We start from the raw sequence: 19,269 nt of genomic DNA, 5'->3' as shown, positions 1-19,269 counted from the left end.
CACGCCGGGCGACGCGCTGGGCCCCTCCTGTCCGTTGGCGGGCAAGGAGGGAGCGAGCCCCCCTTTACCTGAGCACGGACGAGCAGGAGCACGGGAAAGATAGAGATGTCGGCACCCAACAAGTCGTACGACCCGGTCGAGGTCGAGGCCCTCAAGCCCGAGGTGGTGGAGCAGGCCCGGGACGAGGCCGTCCAGGCCTTCGCCGCCGCCACCTCCCTCGACGAGCTGAAGCAGGCCAAGGTCGCCCACACCGGCGACCGCTCCGCGCTCTCCCTCGCCAACCGCGAGATCGGCGCCCTGCCCCCGCACGCCAAGGCCGCCGCCGGCAAGCTGATCGGGCAGGCCCGCGGCGCCGTCAACCAGGCCCTCGCCAAGCGCCAGGCCGAGCTGGAGGCGGAGCGCGACGCCCGCGTCCTGGTCGAGGAGGCGGTGGACGTCACACTGCCCTACGACCGCGCGCCGCGCGGCGCCCGGCACCCGCTGACGACGCTGGCCGAGCGCATCGAGGACACCTTCGTCGCGATGGGCTACGAGATCGCCGAGGGCCCCGAGGTCGAGGCCGAGTGGCTCAACTTCGACGCCCTCAACCTGGGCCCGGACCACCCGGCCCGCTCGATGCAGGACACCTTCTTCGTCCAGGCCCCGGACGGCTCCGCCGACTCCGGCGTCGTGCTGCGCACCCAGACCTCGCCGGTCCAGGCCCGCACCATGCTCGACCGCGAGCCCCCCGTCTACGTCGTCTGCCCCGGCCGGGTCTACCGGACGGACGAGCTGGACGCCACCCACACCCCGGTCTTCCGGCAGGTCGAGGGTCTGGCCGTGGACGAGGGCATCACCTTCGCCGACCTCAAGGGCACCATCGAGCAGCTGGTCTCCAAGCTGATCGGCGACGGCCTGGAGCTGCGCTGGCGCCCCTCGTACTTCCCGTTCACCGAGCCGAGCGCCGAGATCGACCTGCAGTGCTTCGTCTGCCGCGGCGAGTCCGTCGGCAACCCGGACAAGCCCTGCCGGACCTGCTCCTCGGAGGGCTGGATCGAGCTCGGCGGCTGCGGCGTCGTCAACCCGCGGGTGCTGGTCGCCTGCGGCGTCGACCCGAACCGCTACAGCGGGTTCGCCTTCGGCCTGGGCCTGGAGCGGATCCTGATGAACCGTCACAACGTCGCCGACATGCGCGACATGGTCGAGGGTGACGTGCGTTTCACCCTCCCGTTCGGGATGGAGATCTGATGCGCGTCCCGCTTTCCTGGCTGCGCGAGTACGTCGACCTGCCGGCCGGCGAGACCGGCCGTGACGTCGCGGAGCGCCTCGTCCGGGCCGGCCTGGAGGTCGAGACCGTCGAGCAGATCGGCGCCGACCTCAAGGGCCCGCTGGTCGTCGGCCAGGTGCTCTCCATCGAGGAGCTGACCGGCTTCAAGAAGCCGATCCGGCACTGCTTCGTCAACGTCGGCGACGCCAACGGCACCGGCGAGCCGCAGGAGATCGTCTGCGGCGCGACCAACTTCGCGGTCGGCGACAAGGTCGTCGTGGTGCTCCCGGGCGCCGTGCTGCCCGGCCCGTTCCCGATCGCCGCCCGGCAGACCTACGGCCACACCTCGGCCGGCATGATCTGCTCCGCCCGCGAGCTGGGCATGGGCGACGACCACAACGGCATCATCGTGCTCCCGCCCGAGTACGAGCCCGGCACCGACGCGATCGAGCTGCTCCAGCTCGTCGACGAGGTGCTGGACATCGCCGTCACCCCGGACCGCGGCTACTGCCTGTCGATGCGCGGCGTGGCCCGTGAGGCCGCCGCCGCGTACGGGCTGCCGCTGGCCGACCCGGCGCTGCTCGACGTGCCGCCGGCCAACTCCTACGGCTACCTGGTCAAGGTCGCCGACCCGGCCGGCTGCGACCGTTTCGTGGCCCGCACGGTGGTCGGCCTCGACCCGGCCGCCAAGTCGCCGATCTGGCTCCAGCGCCGCCTGCAGAAGTCCGGCATCCGCCCGATCTCGCTGGCCGTGGACATCACCAACTACGTGATGCTGGAGGTCGGCCAGCCGCTGCACGCCTACGACAAGCAGCGCGTCGACGGCCCGATCCTGGTCCGCCGGGCGGAGGAGGGCGAGACCCTCACCACCCTCGACGGCGTCGAGCGCAAGCTCTCCGCCGAGGACCTGCTGATCTGCGACAACAGCGGCCCGATCGGCCTGGCCGGTGTCATGGGCGGCGCCTCCACCGAGATCCTCGACCCGGCCGCCGGCCCGGGCACCACCGAGGTGATCATCGAGGCCGCGCACTTCGACCCGGTCGCCATCGCCCGCGGCGCCAAGCGGCACAAGCTGCCGTCCGAGGCGTCCAAGCGCTTCGAGCGCGGCGTCGACCCGGAGGCCGCCCGCGCCGCCGCGCAGCGCGCCGTCGACCTGCTGGTGCTGATCGCCGGCGGCACCGCCGAGGCGGGCGTCACCGACATCGCCGCCCCGCACCCGGTGCGCACCATCACCATCGCCGCCGACCTGCCCGACCGGGTGGCCGGCACCGCGTACGGCCGCGAGAGCGTGACCCGGCGCCTGCAGGAGATCGGCTGCTCCGTCGCGGGCGCCGACGTCCTGGAGGTCACCCCGCCGACCTGGCGCCCCGACCTCACCGACCCGTACGACCTCGCCGAGGAGGTCATCCGGCTGGAGGGGTACGACAACGTGCCCGCCCGGATGCCCACCGTGCCGCCGGGCAAGGGCCTGACCGAGGCCCAGCGGACGCACCGCCGGGTCGGCGTCGCGCTCGCAGCCGCCGGCTACGTCGAGGTGAACAACTACCCGTTCGTCGGCGAGGCCGCCTTCGAGGCGCTCGGCCTGGAGCGGGACGACCGGCGCCGCCGCACGGTGAAGCTGGTCAACCCGCTCAACGACGAGGAGCCGGCGCTGCGCACCACGCTGCTGCCGGGCCTGCTCGGGGCGCTGCGCCGCAACATCGGCCGCGGCAACACCGACCTGGCCGTCTTCGAGACGGGCACCGTCTTCCTGCCGAAGGACGAGCTGTCCGTCGCGCCGCGCCCGGCCGTCGACCGCCGTCCGAGCGACGAGGAACTGGCCGCGCTGGACGCCGCGCTGCCGCACCAGCCGCGCCGCGTCGCCGTCGCCCTCGCGGGCGAGCGGCTGCCGTCCGGCTGGTGGGGCAAGGGCGCCCAGGCGGGCTGGGCGGACGCCGTCGAGGCGGGCCGCACGGTGGCCCGCGCCGCCGGTATCGAGCTGACCGTGCGCCAGGGCCAGCTGCTGCCCTGGCACCCGGGCCGCTGCGCCGAGCTGGTCGTGGCCGGCACCGACCGGGTGGTCGGCCACGCCGGTGAGCTGCACCCGCGCGTGGTCAAGGCGCTCGGCCTGCCGGAGCGCACCGTCGCGATGGAGCTCGACCTGGACCTGCTGACCGAGGACGGCGCCGGGCGGGTCTCGGGCCCGGCGGTCTCCGGCTTCCCGGTGGCCACCCAGGACGTCGCGCTGATCGTGGACACCGCCGTCCCGGCCGCCCAGGTCGAGGCCGCGCTGCGCACCGGCGCCGGTGACCTGCTGGAGGCCATCCGGCTGTTCGACGTGTTCACCGGCGAGCAGGTCGGCGAGGGCAAGAAGTCGCTGGCGTACGCGCTGCGCTTCCGCGCCACCGACCGCACGCTGACCGCGGACGAGGCCACCGCCGCCCGCGAGGCGGCCGTCGCCGAGGCCATCGCCCGGACGGGTGCGGTGCTGCGCGGCGCCTGACGCGTGGTGCCCGAGGGCCCTGCCGGATCCTGGATCCGGCAGGGCCCTTTGCCATGTCTTGGGTTGACGGCGCGTCGGATCCTTCCTTAACTCATTAACTATGGAAGTAGATAAACCAGAACCGGGGGACCAGCCCTCCCCGATCGAGTTCCGCCTGGACCCGGCCTCCGGCGTCCCGACCTACCTGCAACTGGTGCAGCAGGTCGAACAGGCGCTGCGGATGGGCTGGTTGGCCGAGGGCGACCGGCTGCCCCGGGTCCGCGAGGTGGTGGCGGGGCTGGCGATCAACCCCAACACCGTGCTCAAGGCGTACCGCGAGCTGGAACACCGGGGGCTCGCCGCCGGACGGCGCGGCCAGGGCACCTTCGTCCGCGGGCTGCCCGCCGGCGTCGTGCCGCTGCGCGAACGGGCCGCGCTGCGACGGGGGCTGCTCGACTGGCTGCGCACCGCGCGGGCGGCCGGACTGGACGAGGAGGGGATGGCCGCGGTGTTCGAGGACGCCCTGCGCGACCTGCGCAGCGGAGACAACGGGGGGAACGGGAACGACGGGGTGGTGGCGTGATGGCGTCGGACACGGTGATCGACTGCGGTGGGCTGGGCAAGCGCTACCGCCGCTCCTGGGCCCTGCGGGACTGCCATCTCGCCGTCCCGGCCGGGCACGTGGTCGCCCTGGTCGGCCCGAACGGCGCCGGCAAGACGACCCTGCTCAACCTGGCCGCCGGCCTGACCGCCCCCACCGAGGGCGCCCTGAGCGTGCTCGGCGGCGAACTCCCCGGCTCGCCCGGCGCGTTGGACCGGATCGGCTTCGTGGCCCAGAATGCCGCGCTCTACCCGGGCCTGGCCGTCCGCGACCTGCTGCGGATGGGCCGCGGCCTCAACCGCCGCTGGGACGACGCCCGCGCCCGTACCCACCTGGACGGCCTCGGCATCCCGCTCGACCGCCGCTACGGGCGGCTCTCCGGCGGCCAGCAGGCCCAGGTCTCGCTCGCCCTCGCCCTGGCCAAGCGGCCCGAACTGCTGCTCCTGGACGAGCCCCTGGCCGCCCTCGACCCGCTCGCCCGGCACGACTTCATGGCCGTCCTGCTGACCGCCGTCGCCGACGACGGCCTCTCGGTGCTGTTCTCCTCGCACGCCATCGCCGAACTGGAGCAGAGCTGCGACTACCTGGTGGTGCTCGGCGGCGGCCGGGTCCAGGTCGCCGGGGAGGTGGACGAGCTGGTGGGCGGCCACCGGATGCTCACCGGCCCCACCGTCGAGGCCGACGGGGTCGCCGCGACGGTGCCGGTGGTACGCGACCGCCGGGCCGGCGCGCAGTCCCACCTGCTGGTCCGCACCGGCGGCGTCGACGCCCCGGTAGCCGGCGGCTGGCGCCAACAGCGCGTCGGCCTGGAGGAGTTGGTCCTCGCCTACCTGCGCGAGCCGGCCGCCTCCGCCCTGCCCGGCCCGCGCGGGGCCGTCCGTACGAACGAGAGGGTCCTGCAGTCGTGAGCACGATCACCGCCGTCACCGCTGTCACCACCGGCCTTCCCCGGGGTGGTGTCCTGTCCGCGGCCTGGCTGCGCCACCGCACCGCGCTGCTCACCGTGCTCGGGGTGCTCGCCGTCGGCGCCGTGCTGCTGCTGGTCGACGGCTGGTTCCTGCACGCGGCCTTCGACCGGTCCGGGGCGGCGGGCTGCGACCGGAGCACCCAGTCGTGCAACGAGCTGTGGAAGGTCTTCCTGCGCGAGTACGGCACCCGGCTGACGGTCGGCGCCAACCTCCTCTACTTCCTCGGCGGCTCGGTCGGCGCGTTCGTCGGCGGGCCGTTGCTGGCACGGGAGTTCGAGCACGGCACCTACCGCTACGCCTGGACCCAGGGGGCCGGGCGCGCCCGCTGGACGGCGACCGGGCTGGCCCTGGCGGGCGTGGTCTCGGTGGCGGGGGCGGCGCTGCTGGGCCTGGCGTTCGACTGGTGGAGCGCGCCGCTGGCCGAGGAGACGGGCCGGTTCTCCCCGCTGCTGTTCGTGGGCGCGCCGCTCGCCCTGGCCGGCCGGGTGCTGCTGGTCCTCGCGGTCTCGGCGCTCGCGGGCGCGGTGCTGCGGCGCACGGTGGTCGCGGTCGGGATCGGCGTCGGCGCCTCGGTGGCGACCACCCTGGTCGCCCAGTCCGCGCGGTTCCACTACCGGACGCCGCTGGAGGACACCGTCCACACCCTGGTGCAGCCCGCCGTCGACCACCGCTGGGCGGCCAGTACGTGGTTCACCGACCCGTCGGGGGACCGGATCCCCATGCGCGACTTCTACAACCTCGGCAACGGCTTCTACGACGGGGAGAAGCTGATGCGCGACGGCGGCTACGCCGTCCACGAGATCTACCAGCCGGACGACCGCTACTGGGCGTTCCAGCTGATCGAGTGCGGGTGGATGACGGCGCTGGCGGTGGCGGTCTGCGCCGCCGCGGTCTGGTGGGTGCGGCGCCGGGCGCTCTGACGAGGGTGGCGTGACGTGGGGCGGCGTGACGGCGGGTGGTCCGACGTCGTGCGCTCTGACCTCGGGGTTTGAAGAGTTTCCGTCAAAGCCCTTGCGGCCCCGGGTCCGTGAACGCTATTTCTTAGTTAGGAAAGTTTCCTAACGCCCTTGCGGCGGGTACCCCCTGCCCGCCCCCACGGACACGGAGCGTCAGATGCACCGTCAGCACCGCACCGTACGCATAGCCCTCGCCGCCCTGCTGGTGGCCGCCCCCGCCACCGTCGCGGCCGCCGGCGCCGCCCACGCGGCGGCCCCGGCCGCGGCCGTCGTCCAGGCCAAGGCCGCCGGCCTGGACGACCCGCACAAGAAGGACATCGCGATGCAGCTGGTGTCCAGCGCCGAGAACTCCTCGCTGGACTGGAAGTCGCAGTACAAGTACATCGAGGACATCAAGGACGGCCGCGGCTACACCGCCGGCATCATCGGATTCTGTTCCGGCACCGGCGACATGCTCGACCTGGTCGAGCACTACACCTCCCTCAAGCCCGGCAACGTCCTCGCCAAGTACCTCCCGGCGCTGCGCAAGGTCAACGGCACCGAGTCGCACGCCGGCCTCGGCTCCGCCTTCGAGCGCGACTGGGCCACCGCCGCCAAGGACACCGTCTTCCAGCAGGCCCAGAACGACGAGCGCGACCGCGTCTACTTCAACCCCGCCGTCAACCAGGCCAAGTCCGACGGCCTGCGCGCACTCGGCCAGTTCATGTACTACGACGCCATCGTCATGCACGGCCCCGGCACCGACTCGACCAGCTTCGGCGGTATCCGCAAGACCGCGATGAAGAAGGCCAAGACCCCCGCCCAGGGCGGCGACGAGGCCACCTACCTCAAGGCCTTCCTGGACGCCCGCCGCGCCGCGATGAAGACCGAGGAGGCGCACTCCGACACCAGTCGCGTCGACACCGAGCAGCTGGTCTTCCTCAACGCCAAGAACTTCGACCTGAACCCGCCGCTCAAGTGGAAGGTCTACGGCGACAGTTACAGCATCAACAGCTGACGCCCGAGCATGCCGCAGGGGCGGGGAGGCCCGAGCCTCCCCGCCCCTGCGGCGCGCCGGTCAGGCGCCGGCGGTGTAGTCGTAGAAGCCGCGGCCGGACTTGCGGCCCAGCAGGCCCGCGTCGACCATCCGGGACAGCAGCGGGGGAGCCGCGTACAGGGGCTCCTTGTACTCGTCGTACATCGACTCGGCGATCGAGACGATCGTGTCCAGGCCGATCAGGTCGCACAGCCGCAGCGGGCCCATCGGGTGGGCGCAGCCGGCCTCCATGCCCTTGTCGATGTCGGAGGCGGTCGCCACGCCCGACTCGAACATCCGCACCGCGGAGAGCAGGTACGGCACCAGCAGCGCGTTCACCACGAAGCCGGCCCGGTCACGGGCGCGGATCGGCTCCTTGGCGAGCACCTGGGTGGCGAAGGTCTCCACCCGCTCGGTGGTCGCGGCCGAGGTGGTCAGGGTGGGGATCACCTCGACCAGCTTCTGCACCGGCGCCGGGTTGAAGAAGTGCAGGCCGATCACCTGCTCCGGGCGCGAGGTCGCGGCGGCCAGCTTCACGATCGGGATCGACGAGGTGTTGGAGGCGAGGATGGCGTCCCGGCGCTCGACCACCTGGTCCAGCGTCTGGAAGATCTGGACCTTGATGTCCTCGCGCTCGGCGACCGCCTCGACCACCAGGTCACGGTCGGCGAAGTCGGCGAGGTCGGTGGTGAAGGCCAGCCGGGCCAGCGCGTCGTCGCGCTGCTCGGTGGTCAGCTTGCCCCGCTTGACGGCCGTCTCCAGGGAGTTGGTCAGCCGGGTACGGCCGAACTCCAGGGCCTCCCCGCTCGCCTCCGACACCAGGACGTCCAGCCCCGCCCGGGCGAACACCTCCGCGATGCCCGACCCCATCAGGCCGCAGCCGATCACTCCGACGCGCGCGATGTCACTCACTCAGTTGCCCTTCGGTTGTGCCGGGGGTGCGGCCCCGGCGACAGGTGGCCCAGCAAACTGCTGTTCAGCGGGAGGGCGCACCGGAATGCGTGCACCAGTGCACCGCCCCGACGACGTTACTACTCCGTACCGGCGGGTAGGTCATCCCCTCCCCGGCTGGGCCGGCCCGCCGGGCGGCTGCGCCGGACGGGTGACCCGGCGGACGGAACCCGTGCGCCCGGGGCCGGGCACGCCCGGGAGCCGGACAGAATGCGGGACGGCCGCGGCGGGCGAAGGCTGATGTCAGGGGGACCGGTGGCAGGCGAAGGGAGTCGGGGATGGCAACGGGATCACTCACAGGACAGGTCGCCCTCGTCACCGGAGCCGGCCGGGGCATCGGCCGCGAGATCGCCGTCGGCCTCGCCGCCGAGGGCATGGCCGTCGGCCTGGTCGGCCGCACGCACGAGACCCTCACCGACACCCTCAAGGAGTGCGCCCGGCACGGCGCCCGCGGCGTCGCCGTCACCGCGGACGTCACCCGGCCCGGCTCGGTCCGCGAGGCCGTCCGGGTCGTCGAGCGCGACCTCGGCCCGATCGACCTGCTGGTCAACAACGCCGGCCAGGTCGACCGGGCCGAGGTCCCGCTCTGGGAGACCGACTCCAACCAGTGGTGGCAGGTGATCGAGACCAACCTGCGCGGCCCCTACAACCTGCTGCGCTGCGTCCTGCCCGGCATGGTCGAACGCCGCCGGGGCCGGGTCGTCAACCTCAACTCCGGCTTCGCGCTGCGCCCCGACGGCCACTACACCGCGTACGCCACGTCCAAGGGCGCGCTGCTCCAGCTCTCCGACAACATGGCCGACTCGCTCGCCGAGCACCGGGTGGTGGTGCTCGACATCAGCCCCGGCGCGGTCGCCACCGACATGACCGCCGGCATGCCGATGTTCCAGTCCATGAAGACCTGGGGCTCCATCCCGTACATGGTCGCGGTCACCGTGGACGCCGCCCGCGGCCGCTTCGACGCCCTGCACGGCCGCTTCATCCACGCCGGGCGGGACAACCTGGAGGAACTGGTCAGCCGCGCCGAGGAGATCCGCGCCTCCGACGCCCGCACCCTGCGGCTGCGCACGTACGGGCCCGAGGACCCGATGGGCTGAGCCTCCCCGGGCGCCCGCCGCGCAGGTCAGAAGGCCTGGAGCTCCAGCAGGGCCGCCAGTTCCTCCGCGGTGAGCGAGCCCGGCCGGCGCCCGGTGCGGGCGAACGCGTTGGCGAGCCGTTGCAGCGCCTCGTTGAGCGGGGTCGGCACCCCGTGCAGCCGGCCCAGCAGCACGATCTCGCCGTTGAGGTGGTCCGCCTCGATCGAGCCGGTGCCGCGCGCCAGGCTCTGCCAGGACGAGCTGCCACCGCGCTCGGCCCCCGGTACCGGCTCCAGCTCCAGCAGCTCCCCGACCAGCCGGGCCTGCTCGGCAGGGTCGTGGTGCGCGATGCCGGCGGCGGCCAGCACGGCCGCGCCCTCCGCCATCACCCGCTGCTGGAGGCCGCTGAGCGGTTCGCCCTCGCGCGAGCCGGCCACCGCGTCCAGCGCGTTGCCGGCATTGCCGAGCAGCTTGGCGTACTTCCAGCGCATCACCTCGGGGTCGACCGGCGCGCTGAAGCAGGACTTCGCCAGGTCGGCGGCGATGGCCGCGGCCCGCTCGCCGCCGTCGCCGCGGGGGTACCCGCCGAGGCGCAGCACCCCGCTCAGCGGCGTCCCGGCGGCGGTGACCACACCCGGCTCCAGGTGGCCGGACGGCAGCCAGACGCACATCGCCAGCACCTGCCGGAAGAGCCGCAGCGCGAGCCGTTCGTTCTCCACGCCGTTCTGCGCGCAGACCAACGGCAGCCGTTCGCCCGCCGTGCCGCCGCCGGCCACCGGGTGCGGCGCCCACGCGGCCAGCGCGGCGGGGGTGTCCTGGGTCTTGACGGCGAGCAGCAGCGCGTCGTCCGGGCGCAGTTCGACGTCCCCGGGCCCGGCCGCGACCGGGATCCGCAGGGTGCGGAAACCCTCCGGCGTCCCGAACCGCAGCCCGTCCTCGCGCAGCGCCGCCAGATGGGCGCCGCGCGCCACCAGGACCACGTCGTGTCCGCCCTCGTGCAGCCGGGCACCGATCGTGCCGCCCACCGCACCCGCCCCGATGATGATGTAGCGCATGCCCGCAGCATCGCACGGGCCGCCGCGTGGCTGGGGGGCGTCGCGTGGATGCGGGGCGTCAGGCGCAGAGCTGGCTGGCGGTGACCGGCTTCAGCCCCGCCTTGGCGAGTCCGTCCAGGATGCCCGGCAGCGCGTCCACCGTGCACTGGTGGCCCATGTGCAGGGCGACCACCGAGCCGCCCTTGGCCGAGCCGAGCACCCGGCGCTGCAGCTCGGCGGAGCTCGGGTCGTTGTAGTCGCGCGGGTCGACGTCGAAGGAGAGCACGTGCTCGTAGCCGACCGCCCGGGCCTGCTCGCGGACCATCGGAGTGGCGTACTGGGCGGCGGACGGGCGGAACCAGCGGCCGATCGAGCCGGTGAGCCGCTGGAGCCGCTCCGCGCACTGGGCGATCTCGGCCCGCGCCTGGTCGGGGGTCATGGCGGAGATGTTCTGGTGGTTCTGGGTGTGGTTGCCCAGCTCGTGGCCGCCGTCCAGGATGCGCCGGGCCATCTGCGGCTGCTGGTCGAGCCAGCTGCCGACGGCCATCACGGTCAGCTTGGCGCCGCGCTGCTCGGCGATCTCCAGCAGGGCGGTGGCCAGCTTCGGGTCGCCGCTGCCGTGGAAGGTCAGGGCGACGTTCTTGCCCGTGCGCGGCCCGTAGGCGACCTCGGCCGGGGTACCGGGGGCGAGCGGCGGCAGCACCGGCGGGGCCGGCGGTGCGCTGGCCGCCGCCGGGGCCGCCGCCGGGTCGGGGGAGGGGGTGGCGGGTGCGGCCGGGGCGGGGGAAGCCGGGCCCTCGCCGCCCGCCCAGGCCGGGTCCACGGCGGCCGGGTCGTCGCCGCCCGGGTGGACGGTCCCGGGGTGGACGGCGAGCGCCCCCGGGTCGGCCCGGCGCGGGCCGGTGCTGCCGCAGGCGGTGAGCAGCGCGCTTCCGGCGGCGAGGGCGGCCAGTCGGGCGGCGGCGCGCAGGACGGTGCGGCGGTCGGCGGTCATCCGGTTGGCAGTCATCGGCAGCCAGCATAGGGACGGCGCATCGCCGGGGCGATTCGACGCCGTATCCGAACCGCCCTGGACGTGCGCACGCACCACCCGCAGGGGCCTGCGGAAACCTGAACTCACGCTGTTTCCACGGCGAGTCGTCGGATACGATCACGGCGCACGGCGCGGTGGTACACGCACCGCGACGGGCAGGCATTCCGGCAGTCAGGCATAGGGGGCGGAACACGATGGACGAGGACACCGCTGCGGCGACGACCGGCACGGGCGTCGGCACCGACTGGGACTGGGCACGGGCCGACGACTGGCAGCCGCCGACCGAGCTGGACACGGGCATTCCGCACACCGCCCGGATGTACGACTACTACCTCGGCGGCAAGGACAACTTCGAGGCCGACCGCAAGGCCGCCGAGGCCGCCATCGCCGCCTACCCGGCGCTGCCGCTGCTGGCCCGCACCAACCGCGAATTCCTCGGCCGCGCCGTCGAGTTCGCGGCCGGCCAGGGCATCCGCCAGTTCCTCGACATCGGCACCGGCATCCCCGCCATCGGCTCCACCAGCGAGGTCGCCCAGAGGTTCGCCCCCGACGCCCGCGTGGTGTACGTCGACAACGACCCGATCGTCGCCACCCACGCCCGCGCCCTGCTGGCGAACCACCCGGCCGGCCCCACCTCGGTGATCGAGGCAGACCTGCGCGAACCCGCCACGATCCTCGACCACCCCGGCCTGCACGCCGCCGTCGACCTCGGCGAGCCGGTGGCCCTGATGCTCGTCGCCGTCCTGCACTTCATCCGCGACGAGGACGGCGCCGAGGCGATCGTCCGCACCCTGCGCGACGTACTCGCCCCCGGCAGCATGCTGATCCTGTCGCACGGCAGCCCCGACTTCGCCTCCCGAGAGAGCGCCGCCGAGGGCGCCCGGATATACAAGAGCGCCAGCGCCCCGCTGGTGCTGCGCCCGCGCGCCGGCGTCGAACCGTTCTTCGGGGACTTCGAGTTCGCCGGCCCCGGCCTCGTCCAGCTCCCGCTCTGGCGCCCCGAGGCCGGGCACGTCCCGACCGGCGAGCTGCCCGAGGGCTGGCAGGACGTCTCGGCGTACGCGGGCGTCGCGTTCAAGCGCTGAGCGGTACCGCGTCGCGTCGTGGGCCGTCGAGCCGTGCGCCGTTGGGTCGGGCCTCGTCGGCCGTACGCCCGGTGAGTCGTACGGCTGTCGGGCCGTGCGCCTCGTGAGCGTCCGTCTCCTGTCCGTGGGCCGGCCCCGGCGCCTCCCCTCCAGGCGCCGGGGCCGGCTCGCGTCCCCATCCACCCGGACACTAACTCCCCCCACTGACAATCCGTCAGTCGGCAAGTCTTCACCCGCCCGGGTTACCCTGCGCCCGTGACCGACATCCCGCCGCTGCCCGCGGCCGCCGCCCGCCTGCTGGAGGCCGCCGGCGCGCCACCCCGGCTGGTAGCCCACCTCGGCCTGGTCCACGAGGTCGCGGAGACCCTCGCCGACTGGTGCGCCGCCGCCTGCCCCGGCCTCGCGCTGGACCGTGAGGCAGTGCTGTTCGGCGCCGCCACCCACGACATCGGCAAGGCCGTCCACCGTGAGGAGCTCTCCGGGCCCGGCTCCGCCCACGAACCCGCCGGGTACGAGCTGCTGCTCGCCCACGGCGTTCCCGAGCGGCTGGCCCGGTTCGCCCGCACCCACGCACGCTGGGGCGAGCAGGGCACCACCGTCGAGGACCTGCTGGTGAGCCTGGCCGACAAGGCGTGGAAGAACAGCCGGGTGCGGGACCTGGAGGACCGGGTGGTCGACCGGCTCGCGACCGCCGGCCGCCGTGAGCCCTGGGAGGTCTTCCTGGAGCTGGACGACCTGCTCGCCCGGATCGGCGAGGACGCCCCGCGCCGGCTCGCCCTCCAGGCCGCCCGTCCGGTCCGGTAGCGGGGGCGCTGCGGCGGATGATGGCGCGACAGCCCCCCGTCGGACCGGTGTCGGATTCCGCGGCATGAACCCCCGGGCGAGATCCGAGGGTCCTTCGTCGGCTGCTCCGAGAGCCTGCCCGTCGGCTCGATCTGCGTCGTGGCCTGGCCGAACTCCCCCGGGAGCAGCTGGACTTCCTCGGCCGGCAGCCGGCGCCCGGCCGGCGGGTCCACCACCGGGCGCCCGCTACCGCCGCCGCAGGTCGTCCAGCTCGCGCCGGTCCCGCTTGGTGGGCCGCCCGGCGCCCCGGTCCCGCTCGCCGGCCGCCGCGAGGTGCTCGCGAGGCGGCCGCGGCGGACTGTTGTCCACCAGGCACTCGGCCGCGACACCCGCCCCGACCCGCTTGCGGACCAGCTTCGTCACCACGACGACCCGCTCGTACCCCTCCTGGCGCACCCGGACCTCGTCCCCGGGCTTCAACGCCTGCGCGGGCTTGGCCCGCTCCCCGTTCACCTTCACGTGCCCCGCCCGGCACGCGGCCGCCGCCAGCGCCCGCGTCTTGGTGAGCCGCACGGACCAGATCCAGCTGTCCACCCGGACGCTTCCCTCGTCTTCGACCATCCTCCGAGCCTACCGAGCCCTTCCGGACCTACCGGGCCCCGGACCCACCGGCCCACCGCCGACGAAGCCGCCGGCCGCCCACCGCCGGCGAAGCCGCCAGCCGCCCGCCGGCCGCCCGCGGCCCGGGCTACCAGACGTACGAGCCCGACAGCAGCTCGGCCATCGCGCCCGGCCGGGTCGGGGCCGACCTCGGGGCCGGTCAGTGCCTGGTCGACCGTCTCGACCAGGAGGGCGAGCGCGGCGTGCTCGGCCTCGATCGCCTCCAGCCGGGTCAGCGAGAACGGGCGGCCGTGCAGCGCCCGGCGCAGTGCGGGCCACCGGGCGTCGGCCTCGGCGGTGTGGTGGGCGGGCAGGGCCCGCCGGAACAGGTCCCGGCCCGCGGTGGTGCGCAGCACGTCCCGCAAGGCGGGACGGCCGCGGGCGCGGCTCGGGCCAGGTGGGCGGCTCCCTTCGCAAGGCGTCGGGCATCGCGTACGCCACGGTCATGCCGAACACGTGTGGCCGGCTCCTGGCGGAGGCCCTTGCCGTGCAGCCTGCCCGGGTGCCTCGGGCCTTCCGTGGGGGCGTGGGGATCGACGCGGACTTCGTGCGCCGTTCGATCAACCCGACGGTTGTCGACTCCGGAGGTGGCGGTGCGTCAGAAGTGGTACGGGCCGATCTCGCGCACCGTGGCGGCGAGTGCGCGGATCGCCTCGTTCTCGGCCTCGGTGCGCCAGATCAGGGCGTACGACAGCGTCGCCAGGTCCGGGACGGGGATCCACCGGATGTTCGGCAGGCCCCAGTACCGGGTGACGTGGCTGGGGAAGCCATGGATGATCTCGCCCATGCCGACCCGGTTGATCAGGTCGTCCGCGTTGGTCACCGGCCGGCCGCGCTCGATCGTCCGGTTTCCGCGTACGTGGAAGGGTATGTAGCCGTCCTCCCAGTAGTCCGGCAGGGAGGGCGGCATCGGGTGCGCGAAGCCGGCGAACACCTCCAGGCGCACCGAGGTCCGCCCGGCGAGCTCGTGGTCGGCGGACACCGCGAGGATCCGAGGGTCCGTCAACAGGACAGGTCCGACGGTGAAGTCTGGCTCCTCCACGGGCAACCAGCCGACCAGTACGTCGAAGTCGCCGTCCCGGAGCCTGCCGAACGGATCGGTGTACGCCAGCTGCCGGATCTCCAGCTCCCACTGAGGGTGCCGCGCTCGGAACGCCTTCCAGTAGAAGTGAAGGTCCACCAGGTTGAACGGCAGCATGCCGACCCGGAGCCGGCCGGTGACGCCGCGGGCGGCGAGCCTGGCGCGTTCCAGGGACTCGTGCAGCCCGGCGTAGACCGGCTGCAGGTCCTGGCGCAGCTGGCGGCCGACCTCGGTCAGGCGCACGGTGCGGCTGGTGCGGTCGAACAGCGCGGCGCCGATCCGCCGCTCCTGCTTCTTGATCGCCTGGCTGACCCGGGCCTGGGAGACCCGGAGCCGCTCGGCGGTCCGGCCGAAGTGCAGCTCCTCGGCCAGCACCAGAAAGATCTCGATGTCCCGCAGTTCCACCGCGCCCCCCGCGCTTCTCCCTCGACGCCGCGGAGGCCGTCGAGCCGCAGAAGTATACGGTGATCGGCCGGGGTGGGCCGGTTGGGGCCCGCCGGTGCCCGGTCGACCCGCCCTGACCGCCATGCCGCCATCGGTGCGAAGAGGAGCTGGGGACGTAGCCTGGAAGTCAGGGGATCGATGGGAGCAGTGCCATGGCTGTCGTTTTGTCCTTCCGATGGGCGGGTGCCACGCCCGAGCAGTACGACGCCGTCCGTGACCTGGTGCGCTGGGAGGAACAGACGCCCGACGGCGCCGTCCTCCACGTCGCCTGGTTCGACGAGGGCGGCCTTCGGGTCACCGACGTGTGGGACACGGCGGACGACTTCAACCGCTTCATGCGGGAAAGGCTGACCCCCGCGATCGAGAAGGTCGGCATCGAAGGGGAACCGGAGGTCAGCTTCACCACCCTCCACCGCCGCTTCGTCGCCCCGGGAGTCACCGGAGCCGCCTCCTGACCACGGTTCGTCAGCGAGGCCGCCACAGCGCAGATCACGCCGGTGCCGGACGATCTGCGCGAGGGTACTTCTGATCAGCCGCTGAGAGATCCTGCGCAGGCGTTTCCGCAGGCGGCCGCTTGCTGCGGGGCGTGACGCAGTGCTGCCGAACCGTGGACCGGGGCGCGCCGGCCAGTCCGAGCAGGGCGAACGCGGCCGCTGTCCGGCCGTCGCGACGGCCGCCGTCCGGCCGTCGCGCCGAAAACCGGTAGACAGTCCTCCGGCTCTCGGTGAGTATCACCGCGATGAACAACGATCCACTCTCCGCCCCCAAACGCGTCCGCTTCGTCGAGCTCAGCGCCAAGGCACTGCGGGCGCTCGCCGACGGTGACCTCGCCGGCGGCAGCGCCGAGGCCGGGGTCGCCCTCGACGAACACTTCGTCGGTGAGCGAGCCCGCTGGATCTTCGGCTACCGCGCCGACCAGCTCGCCAAGGACCCCTCTGCCGCGCCCTGGACCACGCGGGCCGCGGTGTCCGAGCCGGACGGGGTCGTCGTCGGCGACGCCGGGTTCCACGGGCCGCCGGACGAGACCGGCACGGTCGAGGTGGGCTATACCGTCGTTCCCGGGTACCGCCGCCAGGGCTATGCCCGTGCCATGCTCAGGGCACTGCTCGCCAGGGCGGCGGCCGAACCCGGTGTCAGGACCGTGCGCGCCAGGATCGGATCCGACAACGCCGCCTCCCTGGCCTGCATCGAGGGCTTCGGCTTCACACGCGTCGGCGAGCAGGGGGACGAGCGCGGCGGACTCACGATCATCTTCGAGGTCCCGGCGGACGCCATCCAGGCCGGGTAGCCGTACGGCCCCGGCGGGCCAGGCCGCACGGCGACCGGCACCGGTCGAACTCGCCGCACCCGGCACCGTGGCGTCCCGAGACCGGCGTCAAGCCGCAGCTCAGCGACGCCGAACTAGGCGGGCGGTGACTCCTGGACCGCCCAGCCGTTGCCGTCCGGATCGCTGAAGAAGACGAACGAGTTCCACTCCCCGCCGTGCCCGTCCACCCGGGCGCCGGCCTCGAAGTGCTGGACCGGGCTCACCTCCACCCCCCGCGCGACCAGCTGGCCGTGCGCCCGGTCGATGTCCGTCACCACCAGCTGGAGTCCCTTCAGCGAGCCCGGCGGTGCGTCCGTCACGCCGGTGCCCAGCACGATCGAGCAGCCCGAGCCCGGCGGCGTCAGCTGGACCACCCGCACGCCGTCCCGGATCCGGGTGTCGTGGTCGACGGTGAAGCCGGCCTGCTCCTCGTAGAAGACCTTGGCCCGGTCCACATCGGACACCGGGACCACCACCACTTCGAGCTTCCAGTCCATGCCCAAGTCCTCTTCCGGTCAGACCCTTCCGGTCGGGCCCCTCCAGTATCGGCCGCCCGGGCGGCCCGCGCCCGGCGGTCGGCTAGCCTGAGACCACGATGAACCGCCTCAGCACGCCTGCCGCCGCCACCCCCTTCACCACCCCGTGGGGCACCTTCGACCTCACCCGCTACCCGGAGGACCCGCGTGAGCGGCTGCGCGCCTGGGACGCCGCCGACGAGTACCTGCTGCGCCACCTCGCCGGCGAGGCCGGCAGCGCGCAGGGCGGGGCCATCGAGCTCACCGGCCGCACCGTCGTCGTCCTCGGCGACCGCTGGGGCGCCCTGACGACGGCGCTCGCCGCCCACGCCCCGGTCCAGATCGGCGACTCGCACCTCGGCCGGCAGGCCACCCTGGCCAACCTCGCCCGGGCCGGTGCCGCCCCCGGTGCCGCCCGGCTGCTCACCACCCGCGACACCCCGCCCGGGCGCATCGACGTCCTGCTGGTCCGCGTCCCGAAGAGCCTCGCGCTGCTGGAGGACCAGCTGCACCGCCTGGCCCCGGCCGTCCACCCCGGCACGGTGGTGGTCGGCACCGGCATGGTCACCGAGATCCACACCTCCACGCTCCAGCTCTTCGAGCGCATCCTCGGCCCGACCCGCACCTCGCTCGCCGTCCGCAAGGCCCGGCTGGTCTTCTGCACCCCCGACCCGGCGCTCGACCCCGGGCCCAACCCGTGGCCGCACTCCTACGCGCTGCCCGCCGACATCGGCCCGGCGGCCGGCCGCACCGTGGTCAACCACGCCGGCACCTTCTGCGCCGAGCGGCTCGACATCGGCACCCGCTTCTTCCTCGGCCACCTCCCCGCGGCCGCCCCCGGCGCCCGGGTCGTCGACCTCGGCTGCGGCAACGGCGTGGTCGGCACCGCCGCGGCGCTGGCGAGCCCCGGCGCCGAGCTGCTCTTCGTGGACGAGTCGCACCAGGCCGTGGCCTCGGCCGAGGCCACGTTCCGCACCAACCTCGGCCCGGACGCACCCGCCGCGTTCCTCACCGCCGACGCCCTCGCCACCGAGGCCGTCCCGCCCGGCTCGGTCGACCTCGTCCTCAACAACCCGCCGTTCCACTCGCACCAGGCCACGACCGACGCCACCGCCTGGCGCATGTTCACCGGCGCCCGCCGCGCCCTGCGCGCCGGCGGCGAACTCTGGGTCGTCGGCAACCGCCATCTCGGCTACCACGTCAAGCTCCGCCGGCTCTTCGGCAACTGCGAACTCGTCGCCGGCAACCCCAAGTTCGTCGTCCTGCGAGCCGTCAAGCGCTGAGCGCCGGCCGGGCCGCTACCCGCAGGTGGCCGGGCGCTTCGGCCGGCGACTGTGCAGCACAGGGCGAACGGCCCGGCCGGTGCCTCACTGCGGGGCGAAGACCGTGCCCGGCTTCTGCTTCAGGCTCTTCAGACAGAGGGTGTACTTGTCGCTGCCCCGCTTGTAGGTGAAGTAGCCGTCGGCGTCGGGGAAGGACTTCCGGCACACGGTCTCGCCGTCGTTGGTGTCGTCCTCGCGGCCCACGACGCGGGCCTCGGCCCTCGGGTCGGAGCAGGGGACCACCTCGACGTCGGCGTTGCTGTCGACGGCACCGGGAAGCACGATCGTGTTGTTGTTGTGGATGCAGTCGCCGGCCTTGGCGAACTCGGGGTCGCCCTTCTCCATGAGGACGATCAGCGACACCAGGATCACCGGGATGAGCACACCGAAGATCGTGGGCCGCAGGTACACCGGCCTGCCGGGGTTCATCGGCGCCCGGGGCGCGCCGGGCTGCGGCTCCGGCAGCTTGTTGACCTTCAGGCGCTGCGGGATGTTGATCAGCATGATGATGGGGTTGACGATCATCGAGGGTATGCCCCACCAGCCCTGCCAGAGGCTGTCGGAGGTCATGTCGCGGTGCGTGGCGATGCCGCAGTTGCGACAGTACGGTCCCCGGCGCTTCAGGTACTTCAAGATCACGATGAGGCCCAGGTGCCCGCGGAAGGTCGCATCCACGGCGGGGACGGAGCCGCACTGCCGGCAGCTGAGTTGTCCCTCACCGTGGACGGGCAG

General features: G+C 73.6%; 19 protein-coding genes. 12 read left to right on the top strand and 7 right to left on the bottom strand.

Annotated elements, in window-relative coordinates; translation table 11 throughout:
* Positions 1-105 precede the first annotated feature (105 nt).
* The 6 genes from pheS to ACZ3YO_RS05275 all read left to right on the top strand — a co-directional run bounded on the left by pheS (position 106) and on the right by ACZ3YO_RS05275 (position 7,229).
* Positions 106-1,227 (top strand): phenylalanine--tRNA ligase subunit alpha, encoded by a 1,122-nt coding sequence (pheS, locus tag ACZ3YO_RS05300; protein WP_465544202.1) that lies wholly within the window; start codon positions 106-108, stop codon positions 1,225-1,227.
* The gene (pheT, locus tag ACZ3YO_RS05295; protein WP_465565041.1) at positions 1,227-3,728 is read left to right on the top strand and encodes a phenylalanine--tRNA ligase subunit beta; all 2,502 of its coding nucleotides are present in this window, start codon (positions 1,227-1,229) and stop codon (positions 3,726-3,728) included. Before pheS ends, pheT begins: the two co-directional genes overlap by 1 nt.
* Positions 3,729-3,828: 100 nt before the next feature.
* Positions 3,829-4,290 (top strand): GntR family transcriptional regulator, encoded by a 462-nt coding sequence (locus tag ACZ3YO_RS05290; protein WP_465565038.1) that lies wholly within the window; start codon positions 3,829-3,831, stop codon positions 4,288-4,290.
* On the top strand, positions 4,290-5,216 hold the full coding sequence (locus ACZ3YO_RS05285; protein WP_465565035.1) for an ATP-binding cassette domain-containing protein: 927 nt from the start codon (positions 4,290-4,292) through the stop codon (positions 5,214-5,216). Before ACZ3YO_RS05290 ends, ACZ3YO_RS05285 begins: the two co-directional genes overlap by 1 nt.
* Positions 5,213-6,196, top strand: coding sequence for a hypothetical protein (locus ACZ3YO_RS05280; RefSeq protein ID WP_465565033.1), 984 nt, complete (start codon positions 5,213-5,215; stop codon positions 6,194-6,196). The genes ACZ3YO_RS05285 and ACZ3YO_RS05280 overlap by 4 nt, the downstream gene beginning before the upstream one ends.
* 193 nt (positions 6,197-6,389) lie before the next feature.
* On the top strand, positions 6,390-7,229 hold the full coding sequence (locus ACZ3YO_RS05275; protein ID WP_465544193.1) for a chitosanase: 840 nt from the start codon (positions 6,390-6,392) through the stop codon (positions 7,227-7,229).
* A gap of 60 nt (positions 7,230-7,289) precedes the next feature.
* Here the strand turns inward: ACZ3YO_RS05275 and ACZ3YO_RS05270 are convergent, their stop codons facing one another.
* Positions 7,290-8,159: a 3-hydroxybutyryl-CoA dehydrogenase gene (locus ACZ3YO_RS05270; protein ID WP_396321737.1), complete on the bottom strand. Its 870-nt coding sequence runs from the start codon at positions 8,157-8,159 to the stop codon at positions 7,290-7,292.
* Between the two features lie 317 nt (positions 8,160-8,476).
* Between ACZ3YO_RS05270 and ACZ3YO_RS05265 the strand changes: the two genes are divergently transcribed.
* Entirely contained in the window at positions 8,477-9,295 is an 819-nt protein-coding gene (locus tag ACZ3YO_RS05265; protein WP_465565028.1) for an SDR family NAD(P)-dependent oxidoreductase, read from the top strand.
* A 26-nt stretch (positions 9,296-9,321) separates the two neighbouring features.
* Here the strand turns inward: ACZ3YO_RS05265 and ACZ3YO_RS05260 are convergent, their stop codons facing one another.
* Together ACZ3YO_RS05260 and ACZ3YO_RS05255 are read right to left on the bottom strand one after the other, a co-directional pair.
* Positions 9,322-10,329: a ketopantoate reductase family protein gene (locus ACZ3YO_RS05260; RefSeq protein WP_465565026.1), complete on the bottom strand. Its 1,008-nt coding sequence runs from the start codon at positions 10,327-10,329 to the stop codon at positions 9,322-9,324.
* 58 nt (positions 10,330-10,387) lie between these two features.
* Positions 10,388-11,317 carry a polysaccharide deacetylase family protein gene (locus ACZ3YO_RS05255; protein WP_465565023.1) on the bottom strand — a complete coding sequence of 310 codons (930 nt, stop codon included), beginning with the start codon at positions 11,315-11,317 and terminating at the stop codon, positions 10,388-10,390.
* Between the two features lie 218 nt (positions 11,318-11,535).
* Between ACZ3YO_RS05255 and ACZ3YO_RS05250 the strand changes: the two genes are divergently transcribed.
* Both ACZ3YO_RS05250 and ACZ3YO_RS05245 read left to right on the top strand, forming a co-directional pair.
* On the top strand, positions 11,536-12,426 hold the full coding sequence (locus tag ACZ3YO_RS05250; protein ID WP_465565020.1) for an SAM-dependent methyltransferase: 891 nt from the start codon (positions 11,536-11,538) through the stop codon (positions 12,424-12,426).
* A 255-nt stretch (positions 12,427-12,681) separates the two neighbouring features.
* Complete coding sequence (locus ACZ3YO_RS05245; RefSeq protein ID WP_465565017.1) at positions 12,682-13,230, top strand: HD domain-containing protein; 549 nt, start codon at positions 12,682-12,684, stop codon at positions 13,228-13,230.
* A 225-nt stretch (positions 13,231-13,455) separates the two neighbouring features.
* Here the strand turns inward: ACZ3YO_RS05245 and ACZ3YO_RS05240 are convergent, their stop codons facing one another.
* Both ACZ3YO_RS05240 and ACZ3YO_RS05235 read right to left on the bottom strand, forming a co-directional pair.
* Positions 13,456-13,830 carry an RNA-binding S4 domain-containing protein gene (locus tag ACZ3YO_RS05240; protein ID WP_396321731.1) on the bottom strand — a complete coding sequence of 125 codons (375 nt, stop codon included), beginning with the start codon at positions 13,828-13,830 and terminating at the stop codon, positions 13,456-13,458.
* Positions 13,831-14,467: 637 nt separating this feature from the next.
* Positions 14,468-15,355, bottom strand: coding sequence for a LysR family transcriptional regulator (locus tag ACZ3YO_RS05235; RefSeq protein ID WP_465565013.1), 888 nt, complete (start codon positions 15,353-15,355; stop codon positions 14,468-14,470).
* 191 nt (positions 15,356-15,546) lie between these two features.
* Here ACZ3YO_RS05235 and ACZ3YO_RS05230 point away from each other — a divergent pair, with 191 nt between their 5' ends.
* Positions 15,547-15,849 carry a hypothetical protein gene (locus ACZ3YO_RS05230; protein WP_465565010.1) on the top strand — a complete coding sequence of 101 codons (303 nt, stop codon included), beginning with the start codon at positions 15,547-15,549 and terminating at the stop codon, positions 15,847-15,849.
* A 284-nt stretch (positions 15,850-16,133) separates the two neighbouring features.
* Positions 16,134-16,682: a GNAT family N-acetyltransferase gene (locus ACZ3YO_RS05225; protein WP_465565007.1), complete on the top strand. Its 549-nt coding sequence runs from the start codon at positions 16,134-16,136 to the stop codon at positions 16,680-16,682.
* A gap of 113 nt (positions 16,683-16,795) precedes the next feature.
* On the opposite strand, the gene ACZ3YO_RS05220 is transcribed toward ACZ3YO_RS05225, so the two are convergent.
* Positions 16,796-17,197 carry a VOC family protein gene (locus ACZ3YO_RS05220; RefSeq protein WP_396321730.1) on the bottom strand — a complete coding sequence of 134 codons (402 nt, stop codon included), beginning with the start codon at positions 17,195-17,197 and terminating at the stop codon, positions 16,796-16,798.
* A gap of 98 nt (positions 17,198-17,295) precedes the next feature.
* Between ACZ3YO_RS05220 and ACZ3YO_RS05215 the strand changes: the two genes are divergently transcribed.
* Positions 17,296-18,498 carry a methyltransferase gene (locus ACZ3YO_RS05215; RefSeq protein WP_465565002.1) on the top strand — a complete coding sequence of 401 codons (1,203 nt, stop codon included), beginning with the start codon at positions 17,296-17,298 and terminating at the stop codon, positions 18,496-18,498.
* Positions 18,499-18,582: 84 nt separating this feature from the next.
* Here the strand turns inward: ACZ3YO_RS05215 and ACZ3YO_RS05210 are convergent, their stop codons facing one another.
* Positions 18,583-19,107 carry an LppU/SCO3897 family protein gene (locus tag ACZ3YO_RS05210; protein ID WP_465565000.1) on the bottom strand — a complete coding sequence of 175 codons (525 nt, stop codon included), beginning with the start codon at positions 19,105-19,107 and terminating at the stop codon, positions 18,583-18,585.
* Between the last annotated feature and the right edge of the window lie 162 nt (positions 19,108-19,269).

This window comes from Kitasatospora sp. NPDC022785 (assembly GCF_055561295.1).
Note: the sequence above shows the minus strand (reverse complement) of the source record. Positions and strands in the feature narration are given on the sequence as shown.

What these genes read in the sequence shown, in the direction of transcription:
- pheS (WP_465544202.1), top strand. Translation starts at nt 106, where the DNA reads ATGTCGGCACCCAACAAGTCGTACGACCCGGTCGAGGTCGAGGCCCTC.
- pheT (WP_465565041.1), top strand. Translation starts at nt 1,227, where the DNA reads ATGCGCGTCCCGCTTTCCTGGCTGCGCGAGTACGTCGACCTGCCGGCC.
- ACZ3YO_RS05290 (WP_465565038.1), top strand. Translation starts at nt 3,829, where the DNA reads ATGGAAGTAGATAAACCAGAACCGGGGGACCAGCCCTCCCCGATCGAG.
- ACZ3YO_RS05285 (WP_465565035.1), top strand. Translation starts at nt 4,290, where the DNA reads ATGGCGTCGGACACGGTGATCGACTGCGGTGGGCTGGGCAAGCGCTAC.
- ACZ3YO_RS05275 (WP_465544193.1), top strand. Translation starts at nt 6,390, where the DNA reads ATGCACCGTCAGCACCGCACCGTACGCATAGCCCTCGCCGCCCTGCTG.
- ACZ3YO_RS05265 (WP_465565028.1), top strand. Translation starts at nt 8,477, where the DNA reads ATGGCAACGGGATCACTCACAGGACAGGTCGCCCTCGTCACCGGAGCC.
- ACZ3YO_RS05260 (WP_465565026.1), bottom strand. Translation starts at nt 10,329, where the DNA reads ATGCGCTACATCATCATCGGGGCGGGTGCGGTGGGCGGCACGATCGGT.
- ACZ3YO_RS05255 (WP_465565023.1), bottom strand. Translation starts at nt 11,317, where the DNA reads ATGACTGCCAACCGGATGACCGCCGACCGCCGCACCGTCCTGCGCGCC.
- ACZ3YO_RS05250 (WP_465565020.1), top strand. Translation starts at nt 11,536, where the DNA reads ATGGACGAGGACACCGCTGCGGCGACGACCGGCACGGGCGTCGGCACC.
- ACZ3YO_RS05240 (WP_396321731.1), bottom strand. Translation starts at nt 13,830, where the DNA reads ATGGTCGAAGACGAGGGAAGCGTCCGGGTGGACAGCTGGATCTGGTCC.
- ACZ3YO_RS05230 (WP_465565010.1), top strand. Translation starts at nt 15,547, where the DNA reads ATGGCTGTCGTTTTGTCCTTCCGATGGGCGGGTGCCACGCCCGAGCAG.
- ACZ3YO_RS05225 (WP_465565007.1), top strand. Translation starts at nt 16,134, where the DNA reads ATGAACAACGATCCACTCTCCGCCCCCAAACGCGTCCGCTTCGTCGAG.
- ACZ3YO_RS05220 (WP_396321730.1), bottom strand. Translation starts at nt 17,197, where the DNA reads ATGGACTGGAAGCTCGAAGTGGTGGTGGTCCCGGTGTCCGATGTGGAC.
- ACZ3YO_RS05215 (WP_465565002.1), top strand. Translation starts at nt 17,296, where the DNA reads ATGAACCGCCTCAGCACGCCTGCCGCCGCCACCCCCTTCACCACCCCG.
- ACZ3YO_RS05210 (WP_465565000.1), bottom strand. Translation starts at nt 19,107, where the DNA reads ATGACCTCCGACAGCCTCTGGCAGGGCTGGTGGGGCATACCCTCGATG.